15 protein-coding genes are annotated in these 16544 nt (G+C 58.2%); 4 read left to right on the top strand and 11 right to left on the bottom strand.

The genetic code is table 11. From position 1 onward, the window contains the following. Nucleotides 1-46 precede the first annotated feature (46 nt). From ytfQ to FIV03_RS26155, 6 genes are all read right to left on the bottom strand, one after another. Entirely contained in the window at nt 47-1000 is a 954-nt protein-coding gene (gene ytfQ, locus FIV03_RS26180) for a galactofuranose ABC transporter, galactofuranose-binding protein YtfQ (RefSeq protein ID WP_152511528.1), read from the bottom strand. 459 nt (nt 1001-1459) lie between these two features. Then, on the bottom strand, nt 1460-2620 hold the full coding sequence (locus FIV03_RS26175; RefSeq protein WP_022999993.1) for a Gfo/Idh/MocA family oxidoreductase: 1161 nt from the start codon (nt 2618-2620) through the stop codon (nt 1460-1462). A 249-nt stretch (nt 2621-2869) separates the two neighbouring features. Beyond that, entirely contained in the window at nt 2870-3925 is a 1056-nt protein-coding gene (locus FIV03_RS26170) for a sugar phosphate isomerase/epimerase (protein WP_152511527.1), read from the bottom strand. Between the two features lie 85 nt (nt 3926-4010). Beyond that, nucleotides 4011-4967, bottom strand: a complete 957-nt coding sequence (locus FIV03_RS26165; RefSeq protein ID WP_031268970.1) for a substrate-binding domain-containing protein — start codon at nt 4965-4967, stop codon at nt 4011-4013. 106 nt (nt 4968-5073) lie between these two features. After that, nucleotides 5074-6090 (bottom strand): ABC transporter permease, encoded by a 1017-nt coding sequence (locus FIV03_RS26160; RefSeq protein WP_022999996.1) that lies wholly within the window; start codon nt 6088-6090, stop codon nt 5074-5076. Nucleotides 6091-6092: 2 nt separating this feature from the next. After that, nucleotides 6093-7616 (bottom strand): sugar ABC transporter ATP-binding protein, encoded by a 1524-nt coding sequence (locus FIV03_RS26155; RefSeq protein WP_152511526.1) that lies wholly within the window; start codon nt 7614-7616, stop codon nt 6093-6095. Between the two features lie 202 nt (nt 7617-7818). Here FIV03_RS26155 and FIV03_RS26150 point away from each other — a divergent pair, with 202 nt between their 5' ends. Then, on the top strand, nt 7819-8853 hold the full coding sequence (locus tag FIV03_RS26150) for a LacI family DNA-binding transcriptional regulator (RefSeq protein WP_152511525.1): 1035 nt from the start codon (nt 7819-7821) through the stop codon (nt 8851-8853). A gap of 157 nt (nt 8854-9010) precedes the next feature. On the opposite strand, the gene FIV03_RS26145 is transcribed toward FIV03_RS26150, so the two are convergent. After that, nucleotides 9011-9529: a DUF2585 domain-containing protein gene (locus FIV03_RS26145; protein ID WP_209010113.1), complete on the bottom strand. Its 519-nt coding sequence runs from the start codon at nt 9527-9529 to the stop codon at nt 9011-9013. Nucleotides 9530-9626: 97 nt separating this feature from the next. After that, nucleotides 9627-10136, bottom strand: coding sequence for a hypothetical protein (locus FIV03_RS26140; protein WP_209010552.1), 510 nt, complete (start codon nt 10134-10136; stop codon nt 9627-9629). A gap of 176 nt (nt 10137-10312) precedes the next feature. Between FIV03_RS26140 and FIV03_RS26135 the strand changes: the two genes are divergently transcribed. Both FIV03_RS26135 and FIV03_RS26130 read left to right on the top strand, forming a co-directional pair. Beyond that, nucleotides 10313-11914, top strand: a complete 1602-nt coding sequence (locus FIV03_RS26135) for a peptide chain release factor 3 (protein WP_152511522.1) — start codon at nt 10313-10315, stop codon at nt 11912-11914. Between the two features lie 450 nt (nt 11915-12364). Next, nucleotides 12365-13834: a diguanylate cyclase gene (locus tag FIV03_RS26130; RefSeq protein ID WP_152511521.1), complete on the top strand. Its 1470-nt coding sequence runs from the start codon at nt 12365-12367 to the stop codon at nt 13832-13834. Nucleotides 13835-13869: 35 nt separating this feature from the next. On the opposite strand, the gene minE is transcribed toward FIV03_RS26130, so the two are convergent. Genes minE through minC form a run of 3 tightly spaced genes read right to left on the bottom strand, consistent with a single transcriptional unit; the run spans nt 13870 to nt 15841 of the window. Continuing rightward, nucleotides 13870-14130: a cell division topological specificity factor MinE gene (minE, locus tag FIV03_RS26125; RefSeq protein WP_023000012.1), complete on the bottom strand. Its 261-nt coding sequence runs from the start codon at nt 14128-14130 to the stop codon at nt 13870-13872. After that, on the bottom strand, nt 14127-14948 hold the full coding sequence (gene minD / locus FIV03_RS26120; protein ID WP_006939389.1) for a septum site-determining protein MinD: 822 nt from the start codon (nt 14946-14948) through the stop codon (nt 14127-14129). Before minD ends, minE begins: the two co-directional genes overlap by 4 nt. Before the next feature lie 56 nt (nt 14949-15004). After that, the gene (minC, locus tag FIV03_RS26115; protein WP_152511520.1) at nt 15005-15841 is read right to left on the bottom strand and encodes a septum site-determining protein MinC; all 837 of its coding nucleotides are present in this window, start codon (nt 15839-15841) and stop codon (nt 15005-15007) included. A gap of 341 nt (nt 15842-16182) precedes the next feature. Here minC and FIV03_RS26110 point away from each other — a divergent pair, with 341 nt between their 5' ends. Next, nucleotides 16183-16515, top strand: a complete 333-nt coding sequence (locus FIV03_RS26110; RefSeq protein ID WP_139314017.1) for a hypothetical protein — start codon at nt 16183-16185, stop codon at nt 16513-16515. Nucleotides 16516-16544 lie beyond the last annotated feature (29 nt).

The raw sequence follows: 16544 nt of genomic DNA, 5'->3' as shown, positions 1-16544 counted from the left end.
AACCTTGAGATGCCGGGCGGCAGGCCACCCGGCATCGGGATCGTTCTTAGTATCCCAGGTCTTTCTTCATCTCGTAGATGGCCATGTTATCATCTTTGAGCGTGTAGAGTTTGGACTCGGTCTGGATCCACTTCGGCGGCATCGTGCCATCTGCAAGGAAGGCTTCAAGCGCGTCCAGCGCCGGGCCAGCCATGTTCGGGGTCAGTTCGATCGTGGCATTGGCTTCGCCGTTTGCCATCGCCAGGTGGATGTCCGGAACACTGTCGATCGAGACGATCTTGATGTCCTCACCGGGCTTCAGGCCGGCTTCCTTGATCGCCTGGATGGCACCGACAGCCATGTCGTCGTTGTGAGCATAAAGGGCACAGATGTTGGCGCCGCCAACGGCCTTCAGGAAGCTTTCCATGACGACCTTGCCCTGGCTTCGGGTGAAGTCGCCGGTCTGGCTGCGGACAATGTTCAGATTGTCATGACCGGAAATCGCCTGCTCGAAACCCTTCTTGCGGTCGATGGCGGGGCTGGAACCGGTTGTTCCCTGAAGTTCGACGATGTCGCACTTCTCGCCGGCAGTTTCATCAACCAGCCACTGGCCGGCGACGCTGCCTTCGTGAACAAGGTCCGACGTGACGGCGGTCATGTAGAGATCTTCCGGTGCGTCGACAGTCCGGTCAAGCAGCACGACCGGGATCTCTGCATCCTTGGCTTCTTCCAGGACTTCGTCCCAACCGGTGGCAACCACAGGAGCGAGCAGGATCGCATCGACACCCTGTGCGATGAAGGACCGGATCGCCTTGATCTGGTTTTCCTGCTTCTGCTGGGCATCGGCGAATTTCAGATCAATGCCGCGCTTTTCAGCTTCCTGCTTGGTGACAGTTGTTTCAGCTGCACGCCAACCGGATTCAGATCCGATCTGCGAAAAACCGATGGTCAGATCGGCAGCCATGGCGGTCATCGGGACAAACGACATTGCCCCGGCAATAAGCATTGCCTTGAGTTTCATAGGGTCTCCTCCACAAGGTATATTCTCCTCACAAAAATCATTAAGTAATACTTTATTACTTTTGTAAAGCGAGTAGCGTTGTGCGGTGCGAACGGGATAGGTAAGTATCTGTAATAATGAAAAAAATAACGATCTGGATTGCATCTTTCCTTCGTCGTTCCCGGACCTGATCCGGCAATCCACGCCGATGCGGGGCCATTTCCGGGAGGCGTGACAGAGGTCAGGAATCGGCATGGAAACCACGGTCAAGCCATGGGGCAACGAGGAAGGTATGTGGCTCGCCATTGGTCCTCCCGCTCCAAGTCAAGATCCAGGGTACAGTACACACCACCGTGTGGAATTGCCGAGAGCGGCAAGGATGTTGTTCTGTGGCCCTGCTTTCTCGAGGGAGCTGCCCTGAAAACGACAAAAGCCCGGGCAACAGGGCCCGGGCTTCGTGAAGTGCGACGATGGGCAAGACTATCCGTCCAGCTTCACCCAGGCAGCGTTTTTCGCCGAAGAGCGGACGCAGGCGTCGACAAAGCGCACGCCGGCAAGCCCGTCTGTGATTCCCGGAACCAGAGAGCTGGCGTCCTTGCCGGACTGGTGGGCACGGATGGCATCGGCAGCGTCCTTGTAGAGGTTGGCGAAGCCTTCCAGATAGCCTTCCGGATGTCCTGGCGGCACACGTGTGGCCGAGGCGATGCTGTCGAGCATGCCCGCACCACCCCGTGTCAGCAGCTGCTTCGGCTTTCCGAAAGGCGTGTAGTGGAGATAGTTCGGGTCTTCCTGGTGCCACTCGAGCCCGGCCTTGTCGCCATAGATCCGGATCTTGAGATTGTTCTCGTTGCCCGGTGCCACCTGCGAACACCACAGCATGCCGCGCGCGCCGCTGGCGTAGCGCAGCATCACGTGGCCGTTGTCATCCACCTGACGGCCCGGAACGAAGGACTGCAGGTCGGCTGCAAGGCTTTCCGCCGACTGGCCTGTGATGAAGCAGGCAAGATTATAGGCGTGAGTGCCGATATCGCCCGTGGAGCCGCCAAGGCCCGTGCGCGCAGGGTCGGTACGCCAATCAGCCTGCTTGTTGTGCTGTTCCACCGTCAGCCAGTCCTGGGGATACTCCACCTGAACGACGCGGATCGTGCCAAGGTCGCCACTGGCCACCATCTCGCGTGCCTGCCGAACCATCGGATAACCGGTGTAGTTGTGGGTCAGGAAGAAGAGGGCATCGGAGCTTTCCGCAGCCTTCACGAATTTCTTGGCATCGGCCAGGGTCGAAGTCAGAGGCTTGTCGCAGATGACATGGATCCCGCGTTTCAGGAATTCCTTCGCCGCGGGATAGTGCATGTGGTTCGGCGTCACGATCGCAACGGCTTCTATGCCGTCTTTCAGCCGGGCTTCACGCTTGGCCATTTCCTCGAAAGAGCCATAGATGCGATCTTCCTTGAGGCCGAGCGCGCGGCCAGATTCAAGAGCTTTCTCCGGGGTGGAAGACAGGGCCCCCGCCACCAGGTCGTAGGCGCCGTCGATGCGCGCGGCAATTCGGTGAACGGCGCCGATAAAGGCATCCTTGCCGCCGCCGACCATGCCGAGCCGGATCGGGCGCGTCTGCACGGTGTCTTTTCCTTCGATGGCCATATCGCTCCTCCTGAAACTGTTTCTGTTCTATCGTGCCGCGCGCTGTAATCGATTACACGCGTTGTTTACATACATAGAAACCCCATGCTGAGGAAGCGCGGATGCGCTTTTTCGAGGGAGGGGCCACTTGTTTTCAAAATTGCAGCCCACCCTTCGAAACGGACCGGGCGGTCCTCCTCATGACGAGAGTGAGAGGTGGCGAGCGTCGTCGCCGACCCGTTCAATTGTTGCCTCGTCGAAGTCAAAACTCTAGTTGATCCCCAGCATCTTCCGGTTGGCTGCCTCGTCACTGCCGCCGTCGGCAAAATCGTCAAAGGCCTTTTCGGTCACGCGGATGATGTGAGCCTTTACGAAGTCCGCGCCTTCCCGAGCCCCGTCTTCAGGGTGCTTCAGGCAGCATTCCCACTCAACCACGGCCCAGCCATCGAAATCATTCGCGGCCATCTTGGAAAAGACGGCTCCGAAATCGACCTGACCATCGCCAAGGGAGCGGAAGCGGCCGGCGCGGTCAACCCACGACTGGTAGCCGCCATAAACACCCTGACGTCCGGTCGGGTTGAACTCCGCATCCTTGACGTGGAACATGCCGATCCGGTCTTTGTAGATGTCGATATTGTCCAGATAATCCAGGCACTGCAGCACATAATGGGACGGATCGTAGAGCATCTTGCAGCGGTCGTGACCGTTGACGCGCTCCAGGAACATCTCGAAGGTGATGCCGTCATGCAGATCCTCACCCGGGTGAATTTCGTAACAGACATCAACCCCCATTTCCTCGGCATAGTCGAGGATCGGACGCCAGCGTCTGGCAAGTTCGTCAAATGCGGTTTCGATCAGTCCGGCAGGGCGCTGCGGCCACGGATAGACATAGGGCCAGGCAAGCGCGCCGGAAAAGGTGGCGTGGGCTGAAATGCCGAGATTGCGGCTTGCGGCCAGGGCCAGTTTGACCTGGTCGACCGCCCAGGCCTGACGGGCAGCAGGATTGCCATGGACATGCGGCGCGGCAAAGCCGTCGAAAGCCGTGTCATAGGCCGGGTGCGCGGCAACGAGCTGGCCCTGCAAGTGGGTCGAAAGCTCGGTGATCTCGACACCGTTCTCGCGCGCCGTTCCAATGAATTCGTCGCAATAGGTCTTGGAACTGGCGGCCTTTTCAAGGTCGATCAGCCTGCTGTCCCAACTGGGTACCTGAACGCCAAGATAGCCGCAGTCCGCGGCCCATTTCGTGATCGACGCCCAGGAATTGAACGGCGCTTCGTCCCCCGCAAACTGGGCGAGAAACAACGCCGGACCCTTTATTGTTTTCATGACATTCTCCAGAAATCGGGGAAGGTGAGGTGGAAAGGGCCGGGGTCCCATCGCGAAAGACCCCGGCCTGCTACGTCCCGAAGCCTTAGAAGGGCGAATCCGGGAAGTAGTAGTTTTCAGCATTTTCCGGCGTGATCAGCGTCGCACCGAGAATGTAGCGGCCAGCAACCGGACCGTTGGACTTGAAGGCGGCAACCGTCTGGTCCATTGCGGTGGCGATCATCGCCGGCGGATAGAGAACGTCGACCGGAATAAGGGTGTCGCCGTCCATGATTGCCTTGATGGTTTCCTTCATGCCGGCACCGCCAACGACGAACATGCCGTCGCCGTCACGGCCAGCCTGTTTCAGGGCGGCAACCACGCCAATGGCGATGTCGTCGTCCTGGGCCCAGACCGCGTCGATGTCCGGGAAGCGGGACAGGAAGTCCTGCATCACTTCAAAGCCGTCGTCGCGGTTCCAGTTGGCGTGCTTGTGGTCGAGCACGTTGATGCCGGAGCCTTCAATCTCGGCCATGAACGCGTCGAAGCGCTCATTGTCGATGACCGTCGGAATACCGCGCAGGATGACGATGTTGTCGCCGTCCTTCAGACGGGTCTTCATGTACTGGGCGGAAACACGGCCCAGTTCCGGGTTGTTGCCGGCCACATAAAGGTCTTCGATGCCCGGCTGGCTGAGGCCGCGGTCGACGACCGTGATCCATGCACCGGATTTCTTGACGTTCAGCACCGGGTCGGTCAGCGGTTCGGATTCGAACGGCAGAACCACCAGGGCTTTGATCTGGTGAACGGAGACCAGGTCTTCCAGGGCACTTGCCTGTGCTTCCGGATCCGGCGAGTTCACCAGGATGAGATCGACATCCGGATAAAGCGCCTCAAGCCGCTTTTCCGCTTGTTCCGCGTGCCAGTTCATGCCGGCTGCCCAGGCATGGGTCGGGGTCGGATAGCTGACGCCGATCTTGATTTTTTCCTGTGCAACCGCAGCGCCCGCAAAGGCCAGCGCACCGGTTACCGCGATCACTCCCAAAGCTTTCTTCATGAGCATTGCTTCCTCCTTCAATGCTGCCATCTGGACGCACCTCTCCCGTCCGGTGCGATCCGGTATTTGAATTGGGGACGGGTCCCGGTTCGGTTGAAATCAGCTCAGGGGCTTACTTGCTCTTGCGGAGCTTCCAGTCACTGCGCTGAAGAAACACTGCGACGATGATGATCAGGCCCTGCATGGTTCCATTCAGGTAATTCGAGATCACATCGGTGAAGTTCAAAATGTTGCCGATGGTGGTGAGAATGAGCGCACCAAGGATGGTGCCACCGATCCGGCCATACCCACCCTTCAGGACCGTACCGCCGATGATGACCGCGGCGATCGCCTCAAGTTCCCACAACACGCCGGTGGACGCGGACGCCGAGCCGAGTCGGGGCACGTAAATGATGGTGGCAAAGGAAACGCACAGGCCTTGGATGACATAGGTAAGCGTCTTCACACGGTCCACGTTGATCGCCGAATATCTGGCGACAGCCTCGTTCGAACCGATGGCCGTGCAATAGCGGCCGAACGCGGTGCGGTTCAGCAGCAGCCAGCCGCAGATGGCAACCGCGATGAACACCCAGACAGGGAAGGGCAGGCCCAGAAACGTGTCGTAATAGACAGGCCTGTAGGTTCCGCGAATATCGAAGTTGAGCGACAGGGTGCCGCCATCGGCAAAGTAGGTCACCAGCGAGCGATAGATGCCCATGGTGCCGAGCGTTACGATGAAGGCTTCAATCTTGCCCTTGGTGGTCAGGGCACCGTTCACCCAGCCGGCCCCGATGCCCAGCACGATGGCTAGGCCGCAGCCGAGCAGAACTGTCGGAACGCCGCTGCCCATGGTCTCGACGGCGTTGTTCATGATGATGATCATGACACCAGAAATGGCTGCCGCCATGGACCCTACAGACAGATCGATGCCGCCGGCGGTGATGACGAAGGTCGCCCCGACAGCAATTATGCCGATGAAGGCAGAGCGGGTCAGAAGGTTGGTCAGATTGCCTTCGCTGACGAAGGCAGGGTTCAGCAGAAAGCCGATGATGCAAAGGATCAGAAGGGCAACTGCGGGGCCAATCGTCTTGAAGTCTATGGAAGACCTCTTGGCCGGCTTGGCCGCTGTATCGTCAGACGCGGTCATCATGGTCAATGGAGTTCCTCCCGTTTCAGCCCGGCGGCGTAGCGCATGATTTCGTTTTCGTTGATGTGATCGCCGGTCAGAACGCCGGTGATATGGCCTTCGCGCATAACCACCACCCGATGGCAAATACCGATGATTTCCGGCATCTCCGAAGAGATGACCACGACCGAAACCCCTTCGGCGGCAAGGGCTGCGATGAAGTGGTAGATCTGTTGTTTCGTGCCGACATCGATACCCCGGGTCGGTTCATCGATGATGACGATCTTCGGATCGCATTCCATGATCTTGGCGAGCAGCAGCTTCTGCTGGTTGCCGCCCGACAGCTTGCCGACCGTGATTTCCTTGTCGCGGGCCCGAACGTCGAAGCGGCGGATCGCACGGTTGAGCGCGTCTTCTTCCGCCTTGCTGTCGAGACCGAAATTGCGGACGAATTTCGGCAGGGCGAACAGGGTCAGGTTTGGCCGCATCTTCTTTTCGAGAAGCAGTCCTTTTTCTTTCCGGTCCTTGGTGAGATAGGCCAAACCAAGGTCCCGTGCCTGCGCGACGGTCATGGGGCCGGTGTCGCGTCCAAAAAGCCTGATCGTTCCTGCTTCAAACGGCGCAAGGCCGCAAATCGTCTCGAAGACTGCGGTCCTGCCGGAGCCGATCAGACCCGAAAAGCCCAATATCTCGCCCTTGCGCAGGCTGAAGCTGACGTTGTCGACGGACGGCGCACACAGGTTCTGGACTTCCAGAACGAGCTCCGCATCGACGTCTGCCTCATGCATGGGCGGGTAGAGATCGGAAAGCTCCCGTCCAACCATCATCTGGGCCATCATGTCCGGGGTCAGGTCGCTGGAGGCACGCGTGTCGATCCACTGACCGTCACGCAGGATGGTGACGCGGTCGGCAATCTCCTTCACCTCGTTGAGCTTGTGCGAAACGAAAACGATGCCGACGCCGCTTTCTTTCAGCTTTTCCACCTGACGGAAGAAAACCTGTGTTTCCTCCTCGGTCAGAACGGCGGTTGGTTCGTCCATGATCAGGATGCGGGCGTTCCGACTGACGGCCTTGACGATCTCGACCATCTGCTTCTGGGCGATGGTAAGGTCGGAAATGCGGTCGGTGGGGGAAATGTCGAGGCCGATCTCGTCCAGATACTTCCGGACGGTTGCCTGCATGGCCGCCTTGTCCAGAAAGCCGTTGGATTTGATCTCGCGGCCGAGGAACACGTTTTCCTCTACCGTCATCTGTTCGGCGAGATTGAGCTCCTGGTGGATCAGCACGACGCCGAGTTTCTCTGCGCCGCCGTTGGCGGGCAGGTCGGTCTGCTTGCCGTCGAGACGGATCTGGCCGGAGGTCGGATCGTGAAAACCGGAGAGGATTTTCATCAGCGTCGACTTGCCGGCGCCGTTCTCGCCGATCAGGGCATGAACCTCGCCAGGGCGGACGTCCATGCTGACACTGAACAGCACGGGAACCGGCCCAAAGGATTTGCTGATGTTCACGGCCTCGATGACCGCTGCCGGAGCAGTGGTGTCCACGCTCATTCTTGTTCCTCCCAAGGCGCCAAAGCCCTCTTCCTCAATGGCACCATGCGTTTGATGTAAACGTTTTCATGGATCGTGTAAACCTTTACATTGGCCTCTGTAAACCTTTTCATTATGTGCAATGCGTTCTATACAGCGTAGATGGCGTTGCGATTCATGGACTTACCACGAGGCCGCACCGCAGCATGTCTGGAAATAGAAAATGAGCGAACCGGGCGAGCGGCCGGCGACCATTGAAGACGTTGCGAAACTGGCGGGCGTTTCCATCGCGACCGTCAGCAGGGCCTTGCGCTCGCCGGAGAAGGTTGCCGAGAGCACGCGCAAGAAGGTTACGGCCGCTATTGCCCGAACCGGTTACACCGCCAATGCCATGGCGCAGAACCTGCGCATGCAGCGCTCGCAGATGGTGCTGGTGCTGGCGTCTTCCATTGCTGATCCAAACTTTGCCGGCATTCTGACAGGGCTGGAAAAAGCGGCAAACGACCGTGGTTATGGTGTTCTCATCGGCAACACCGAAGGTACCAGCGGACTGGAGCAGAACTACCTGCGTTTCCTGTCGACGGGCATGGCCGACGGGCTTGTCTTGCTGACAGGGCATATTCCGGTTGCCGGGCAGCCACAAACACCGCTCATCAACCTGCCGCCGATCGTTGCGACCGAGCGTCCGGTCTCGAACCCCGAAATCAGCTACGTCGGCGTGGATGATGTCGCGGCCTCCAAGGTGGCGACCGAATATCTGATCTCCCTGGGGCACCGGCGGATCACCTATATTTCCGGCGGGCCAGCCGACATCCGTAGCGATCTTCGCCATTCCGGATATCTGCAAGGGTTGAGAGAATCACCCGAGGCACTGCGCGACTGGCGCGTGGAGGGCGACGGCTCCAGCGAGAGCGGGCGCGCCGCCGTCGAACGGCTGTTCATCAAGGACGACCTGCCAACCGCTTTCTTCTGTTTCAACGACAACACCGCCATCGGGGTCATCTCGGCGCTTCAACTGCGTGGCTACCGCGTCCCGGAAGATTTCTCCGTGCTTGGTTTCGACGACATTCCCTTTGCCAACAATTTCACGCCCGGATTGACGACAATTCGCCAACCCCGGCAACATATCGGCGAAAAGGCCATGACGATCCTGCTTGATCGCCTTGCGAACCGGTCGTTGGAAACGCGCACTCATCTGCTCCACGGGGATCTCATCGTGCGCGAGAGCTGTGGTGGCATTTCCCGCAAGCTGAAGTGACCATCTTCTGCGGAGGGGGCTGGAGCATTCGCAAAGCGCCGCCCCAATTCATGAGGAGAGGGGCAACGAAACTCCATCAAGAAGGCACGGTTGAGCCTTCCCGGAAGCAGTAGACCTTGCTCGTCGGTGCAGCGGGAGTGTTCAGCAGCGTAAGCTTTTACCCGCCTTGCCAGACCTTGATCGCCTCGACCGGGTAGACCAGCATCAGAACATTCAGCGTGAGATTGTCCTTTATCACCCAGAGCGCAAGCAGTTCGAAGGCAATCCCGACCAGGATCGTGACCCAGACCGGCATGCGCCAGGCAAAGAAGAAGCCGGCGAGCATCCAGAGAATATCGAAGACGGAATTCAGGACGCTGTCGCCGGTGTAGCCAACGGCAATGGTCGCTTCACGGTACCGGTCGATGATCCACGGGCTGTTCTCGACAATTTCCCAGGCTGCTTCGATGAAGATCGCTCCGAGCGCGCGCTCACCGACGGAACAGCGTCTGAAAACCAGCCACAGGAACAGATAGAACAGGAAGCCGTGGATGATATGCGAGGGCGTGTACCAGTCGGCTACATGTTGCGAGGAACCGGCGACATCGCTGGCCGGTGTCCACAACAAGACATAGCCGCAATCACAGATCGGGATCCGCCCCATGGCGAGAAGGATGGCGGCGGTGACGGCGATCATCGCGATGCCGACGATCAGGCATTTGCGTTTGCTCACAGGGCTGAGTTCCTAGGCGGAATGAAAAGAGGGATTGGGAGAGCGGAAACTTTGCTCGCTTCTATTGAAGATTTTTCAAATATATTTCGAGCCGCTTGGTGCAACGTACGGTCTTGAGTTCGATTTCGTCATACGGCAGGTTACAGATATTAATTTTGAAGCCCGTTTGACTTTTGTATAAACCGCAATCGCATAACCCAAGGTGCTCGTTCGGATCTTCAGCACGAGTTTCTGCCATGACCTGCGCAAGCGACCTCTGAGCGCGTGCTATTTCCTTCAATTCTCTTGCAGGTACTTTCTCGTCAAGGCAGTTGTAAACCTCGCCATCGATACCGGACACAAGCACACCCTTGGAGGCAATCGGTTGGCTCGCACGGGCTTTTGCCACCATTTCAATAGTGTTGATCCACGTTAAGGGGCACGTCGAACTTGCGATCGTTTGGCTGAAAGCAGGTTTTGATAAAATGCCCAGTGCTATCCATAGTCCGACAACAAACGAAAATACTGAGATGGCGACCGAACACCTAGCAAAGTGAAATCTCATTTGTTGCCCTAACCAAATACCAAACAAAGGATTTTATTCCCTTCAATGCCACTTGTCATATTCGCGCTGGAAATCTTCAAGAATTCTCTCTATGACCTTCCGCCAACGAAACATCAATCCGTCCGGCCCTGAGTGGAAGGTTGCGCCCCGGTTTTCCCGGCGTGTTTGCGCGGCCCCGCCGGATTTGGGATCAGGAGATCTTCATGACTGGCCTAAACGGCACGGCGCCTTATCAGTCCCGGCGCACCTTTGCGATCATTTCACACCCGGATGCCGGTAAGACGACCCTGACCGAAAAGCTGCTGCTTTCAGGCGGCGCGATCCGGGCAGCCGGTCAGGTGCGTGCTCGCGGCGAGCGCCGCCGCGCAAGGTCCGACTGGATGAAGATCGAGCAGGAACGCGGCATTTCCGTCTCGTCCTCCGTCATGACGTTCGAGCGCAAGGGCATCGTCTACAATCTGCTCGACACGCCTGGCCACGAGGACTTCTCCGAGGATACCTATCGCACGCTGACCGCGGTCGATGCGGCCATCATGGTGATCGACGCTGCAAAGGGTATCGAAACACAGACCCGCAAGCTGTTCGAAGTCTGCCGCCTGCGTGACATTCCGATCATCACCTTCGTCAACAAGATCGACCGTGAAGGCCGGCATGCACTTGAAATCCTGGACGAGGTACAGGAGGCGCTGGCTCTCGACGTCTCTCCGCAGACCTGGCCGGTCGGCATGGGCTCGGACTTTTTCGGTGTCTATGACTGGCAGAAGAAGAAATTCCACACCTCCGATGGCGAGCGCGGTGGTGCCTTTACCCAGACCAAGGACGTTTCCGGTCTTGATGACGAGGTCCTGACCGGCACCGTGTTCGACCGGATCATGGATGAACTGACCGAGAACGTCGAACTGGGCGCCGAAGGCTACGCCGAATTCGACAAGGAAAGCTTCCTGGAAGGGCACCTGACGCCGGTTTTCTTTGGCTCGGCGCTGCGCGACTACGGCATCGAGGAAGTGCTCGATTTCATCGCCGACTTCGCCCCGCCGCCGCATTCGCAACCGGCAACCGGCGGGCGCACAATCATGCCGCAGGAAGACAAGGTCACCGGCTTCGTCTTCAAGGTGCAGGCAAACATGGACCCCAAGCACCGCGACCGCATTGCCTTCGTGCGCCTGTGCTCCGGCACCTTCAAGCGCGGCATGAAGCTGAAGCACGTGCGCGCCGACAAGCAGATTGCCGTTTCCGCACCGATCTTCTTCTTTGCCGAGGAACGGGAAATCGCCGACCTTGCCTATCCGGGCGATGTCATCGGTGTTCCCAACCATGGCCAGTTGCGTGTTGGCGACACATTGACCGAGGGCGAGAACATCCACGTCACCGGCCTGCCGGCGTTCGCACCGGAAATCCTGCGCCGCGTACGCCTGTCCGACACCATGCGCGTCAAACAGATGCGTCAGGGCCTTCAGGACCTGGCCGAAGAAGGCCTTGTTCAGATCTTCAAACCGGATCTCGGTTCCAACTGGATCGTCGGCGTGGTCGGCGCACTGCAGCTTGATGTCGTGGTGGATCGGCTGAAGGCGGAATATGGCACTGAAATCGGCTTCGAAGCAGTGCCTTACACCACCGCCCGCTGGATCGAAACCGACAGCCAGACCCTGCAGAATATGCTGGAAGGCCACCGCATGTCGATCGCCAACGACCGTGACGACAAGCCGGTGTTCCTGTTCAAGAACGCCTGGGAAATCGGTCACGTAACCGAAAAGTTCCCGGACGTGAAATTCCGCGAAACCCGCGAGATCGTCTACGAGGCGTAACCGGAAAACCCGGCTCCAGCCTTTCTCCGTTCACTGAGCGCCCCAGTATCTTTGATATGAGGTTACTCAAGAGCTGGATGGAATGAGCATGAGAGCCGGGCCGCCTGGCTTGCCTCAGCCTTTTTCCAGTTCTTTCGCCGCGCCCGACGAGCCGCGCGCTGTCCGCAGGGGGATGTTATCTCGCTTGGGTTTTTCACAAGAAACGAATTCGAGTTTCAGAAGTTGGCTCGTGACTAATGCGTATTCATGAAAGTTGTTTTGAGGATAATTTATCGTAATTTTTAACGGTGATTGTCTTTCGGGTCGAGTATTTGTGAAATATTTGGCTAAGTATTGATTTTAAATAATATTTCTTGTGTTGATAGTGCTGAAACGCTTGTCTAGGATACTTGTGGCTGCCGGAATTTAGGTAATTCCAGCTGGAATGCAGCTAAGAGAGCGAATAAGCAAGTGCGATACGAGCCTGTCGGGCATGGTTCGCCGCCGCTTCAAAAGGCCAAGGGCGAAGCGCAAGCGGTAGAAATCCGCCGTCTGTCCAAGCCGTTCTGGATAACCGTGATCATCAGCGCGGTGAGCCTGATGGCGTTTGTGTCTTTCCTGTCCTGGACCCTCGACCGAAATTCCATCCGATCTTCGGAACATATTTTCACGGCCATGCTTGGCGATCGCTCCGATCATCTGGCGGACATCACACTTGAGTACGGCTATTGGAACGACGCGGTCGAAAACCTTGTCGAATCCTTTGACATGACCTGGATACGGGAAACCTTTGTCGACTACATGCAGGAAGAACTGCAGATCGACGGGATCCACCTGCTGGATGGCAACAACCAGCCCAAGGTTCATGTGGTGGAAGGCAAGGTCGCCAATACGGATTTGCGACTTCGCTATGGGCCTTCGATGAGCGTTCTGATTGCCGATGCCCGGAATACGCCGCGGGACGAATCGCCCGTCCCGGCAACGGGTCTGGTTGGAAACCTTGAGACGCTTTATCTCGCGAGCGCTGTTTTGCTGACGTCATACACTGAGGACAGCGACACCAGTACCGATCACGTGCTGGTCTTCGCGCGGCCGATCAATGCCGCAGTCCTGGCGGATATGGCGGAGAAATATCACTTGCCCGGTCTGGGATTGGCACAAATCCCCCCGGCCTTCTGGCAGGCTGGATATGACATCGAGACCGTGGACAGGCGGCACCTCGGTTATTTCGTGTGGAACCCGGAGCTGGCCGGGTTCCGGATGTTACCTCTTCTGGCCATCGGGGTGCTGGTGGTCTATCTCGGAATGTACCTGTCCGCGCGCATGTTCTTCCACCGTGCAACAGATACGGTCCGGGCGCTTGCGGAAGCCAAGCATCAGGCGGACAAGGTCAAGGAACTGCTGGCCAATCAGGTCAGGAGCGACCCTCTGACGGGGCTGGGCAACAGGCGATTGCTGGATGAAAAGCTGGCGCTCCTGCAGGACGTCAAACCGTTGGCGGACGGTCACGCGCTGCTCTATGTCGACCTCGATCGGTTCAAGGAAATAAACGACACCTACGGCCATGAAACAGGGGACCTGGTGCTTTTGCATGTCGCGGAAGCTTTGACCGGCCTTGTCAATGCGGACGACACGGTGGTCCGGCTGGGCGGGGATGAGTTCGTCATTGTGTTCGGCAGGGCACGGCGCGAGCGGGTGCTTTCGGCAAGCCGGGCAATCGTGGAACAACTCAGCCGGCCGGTGAACCTTGACGGCGCCACCTATACGTTCGGGGCCAGTGTCGGCGTCGCTTTTTCGCACAAGCCTTCGGAACTGCTTCGCCAGGCGGATGTTGCACTTTATTCGGCGAAACGGCGGGGCAGGGCACAGGTTGCGGTCTATTCTTCCGACCTGCTGGATTTCCGGCATGTCCCCATTCAGTCGGCAGCTCAGCCGGGCTGACAGGAAAAGACCGGCCAGAAGGCCGGTCTTGAACGTCAGGAGGCTTTCGCCGGCGGCAATTCGATATCAATGCCGAGCGTGGTGACGTCACCGGTCCTGTCCATTTCGAGACGTACGGAGTCCGGGTCGATCGCAACGCGCTTTGCCACGACGGCCAGGATGTCTTCCCGCAGACTTGAGATCAGGACCGCGTCGGAGCCGTCGTCGGCCCGTTCGTGCGCCAGCAGAATTTGCAGCCGGTTCTTGGCAACAGAGGCACTTTCACCTCTTTTGCCAAAGAGGCTCAGGATGTTCATGCGGCCCTCCCCTTGAAGAACTTGCCGAACAGGCCCTTCTTTTCCTCGGGGATGGTGACCGGGATATTTTCACCCAGCAGACGGCGCACGGCCTCGGTATAGGCCTTTGCGGCTGGCGAATTTTCGTCCGACAGCGTGATCGGCAGACCGACGTTCGACGCTTTCAGCACGTCCTTGCTTTCCGGCACGACGCCAATGAGTGGAACGGAGAGAATGTCGACGACATCGTCGGTTGCCAGCATGTCACCGGTCTTGGCACGCTCGGTGTCGTAACGGGTGATCATCAGGTGCTTCGGCATCCGGCCGCCGTCTTCGGCGATCTTTGTCTTCGCGTCGAGCAGGCCGATGATCCGGTCGCAGTCGCGTACCGACGACACTTCCGGGTTGGACACGATGATGGCCTCATCCGCATGGCGCATGGCCAGCGTCGCGCCGCGTTCGATGCCCGCAGGGCTGTCGCAGATCACCCAGTCGAAATACATCCGCAATTCGCTGATGACGCTGGCAACGCCCTCTTCGGTCAATGCGTCCTTGTCCCGGGTCTGGGAGGCCGGCAGCAGGTAGAGGTTGTTCAGCTTCTTGTCGCGCACCAGCGCCTGTTTGATCGAAGCTTCGCCGCGCACCACGTTGACGAGGTCGAACACGACCCGCCGTTCCGCACCCATGATCAGGTCGAGGTTGCGCAGTCCGACGTCGAAGTCGATGGCGCAGACCTGGTAGCCTTCTTTGGCAAGCGCCGAGGCGATAGCTGCGGTGGTGGTGGTTTTGCCCACGCCGCCCTTGCCTGACGTGACCACAACGACAGTAGCGTTGCTCATGGTGTTCGTCCTGTTTTTGTTGTCAGTCCGGCGGCCTTCTGCAGCCGGCCCTGTGGTTAGTTCAGCTCTTCAAAGACGAGGGTCTCGTTTTCGAAGCGGATCTGCGCAGGTGCGTTGCGCAGGGCGCCATCGAAATCGTCCGCGACCTTGTAGAGCCCGTTGATGGAAACCAGCTCCGCATCCAGCTTGGAACAGAAGATACGGGCGCTGTCTTTCCCTGCGACACCGGCCAATGCACGTCCGCGCAGGGCGCCGTAAACGTGTATCGAGCCACCGGCGATTATTTCGGCGCCGGAACTCACGGAGCCGATGACAGTGACGTCGCCTTCTGGATGCAGGATGCTCTGGCCCGAGCGCACCGGTTCGGTAATCACGATGGAAGATCCGCTTGCGATGCTGGCCGGCGAGGTTTCCCACGCTTCTGGTTCGAAATCGCTGTCACCGTTTGCCTTGCTCACCTTGGTTTTGGGTTCAGCGGCTGTCTTCTTGGACTTTGCAGTTGTGTTCTTGGCCGAGCCACCGGCGTCCTTGGTGTCCCGCTCTTCGGTTTCAGAACCGTTTCCAGCCACGGCCGAAGCGTTCGCAGGGGTCGGGACGTCCACATCGGACGCCAGACGGCCACCGGAAAAGCTCGGCGGCATGCCGGCTTTCAGGCGTGTTCCGGCGACACCGTCAATTCCCATCACCCGGATCGAGCGTTCGGCAAGTTCGGCAAGAAGCTGTTCCAGCTCTTCAATGGGAATCTTGGTTCCCCGAACGTCCAGTATGATGGGCCGGTCGATGAAAAATCCCGGCGAGCGTTCGATGATCCGATCGATTTCACGGAACCAGTCCGCAAAGGGCGGCTCCGGGCTCAGAACGATGGCAATGAAGGATTTTCCCTTGAACTTCATCAAAGAGTCCGGCGGCACAATTGGTCAGGTTGATTTGGTCGGATAAACCTATCATTAACCGAACCGGACAATCGGGCAGGCGACCGTTTTCCACCGATATCAATTTTCATCAGATATTTCAGATAATTGGCTCTTCCACCAAGTGCGCTGGTCAATTGCAATGGGCCCCTCTTGCCAAAAATACCAAGAGAACCGCCAAGAATCGCAGCATTGCATTGCTGCCCGCCTGCTTTGCCGGCGCATTGGTTAACTCAATTCCCGTAAAGAACTGGATTTTTGCCATATTGCAGTGCAAAATGTAAGTTCTGGTGTTTGGGGCGCAGAGCGTCTTGGGGAAAAGAATGAGTAACTTCAGTGATATGATGACATATCTCGGTCTCGATACGAGTGAGGCTGCGATGGTGCTCAATGTATCTGAAGATGAAATTCTTCGCTGGTGCAATACGAGCGAGGCTCCTCCTATCCATATCTGGCAGGGCCTTGTGCGCATGCTCGACGAAATCCGCCTGTCGGCCGAGGAAGCCGCCAAATCGGCCGATCTCGATCATCTGGATGCAACGGACCTCAACCGGATCAACCTGATGGTGCCTGGCGGCACCACGTCGGATCTTGCAGGTCCGAAGCGGGCCGCAACTGCGCTCGCGGTCGCGACACTGGCACGGGTCTTCGTTTGATCTGAAGCGATCCTTCGCTTCGGTTCGCG

Source organism: Labrenzia sp. THAF187b (genome assembly GCF_009363375.1).
GTDB classification, from domain to species: domain Bacteria; phylum Pseudomonadota; class Alphaproteobacteria; order Rhizobiales; family Stappiaceae; genus Roseibium; species Roseibium algicola.
The sequence above is the reverse complement of the archived record's forward strand: the minus strand, read 5'-3'. Positions and strand labels throughout refer to the sequence as shown.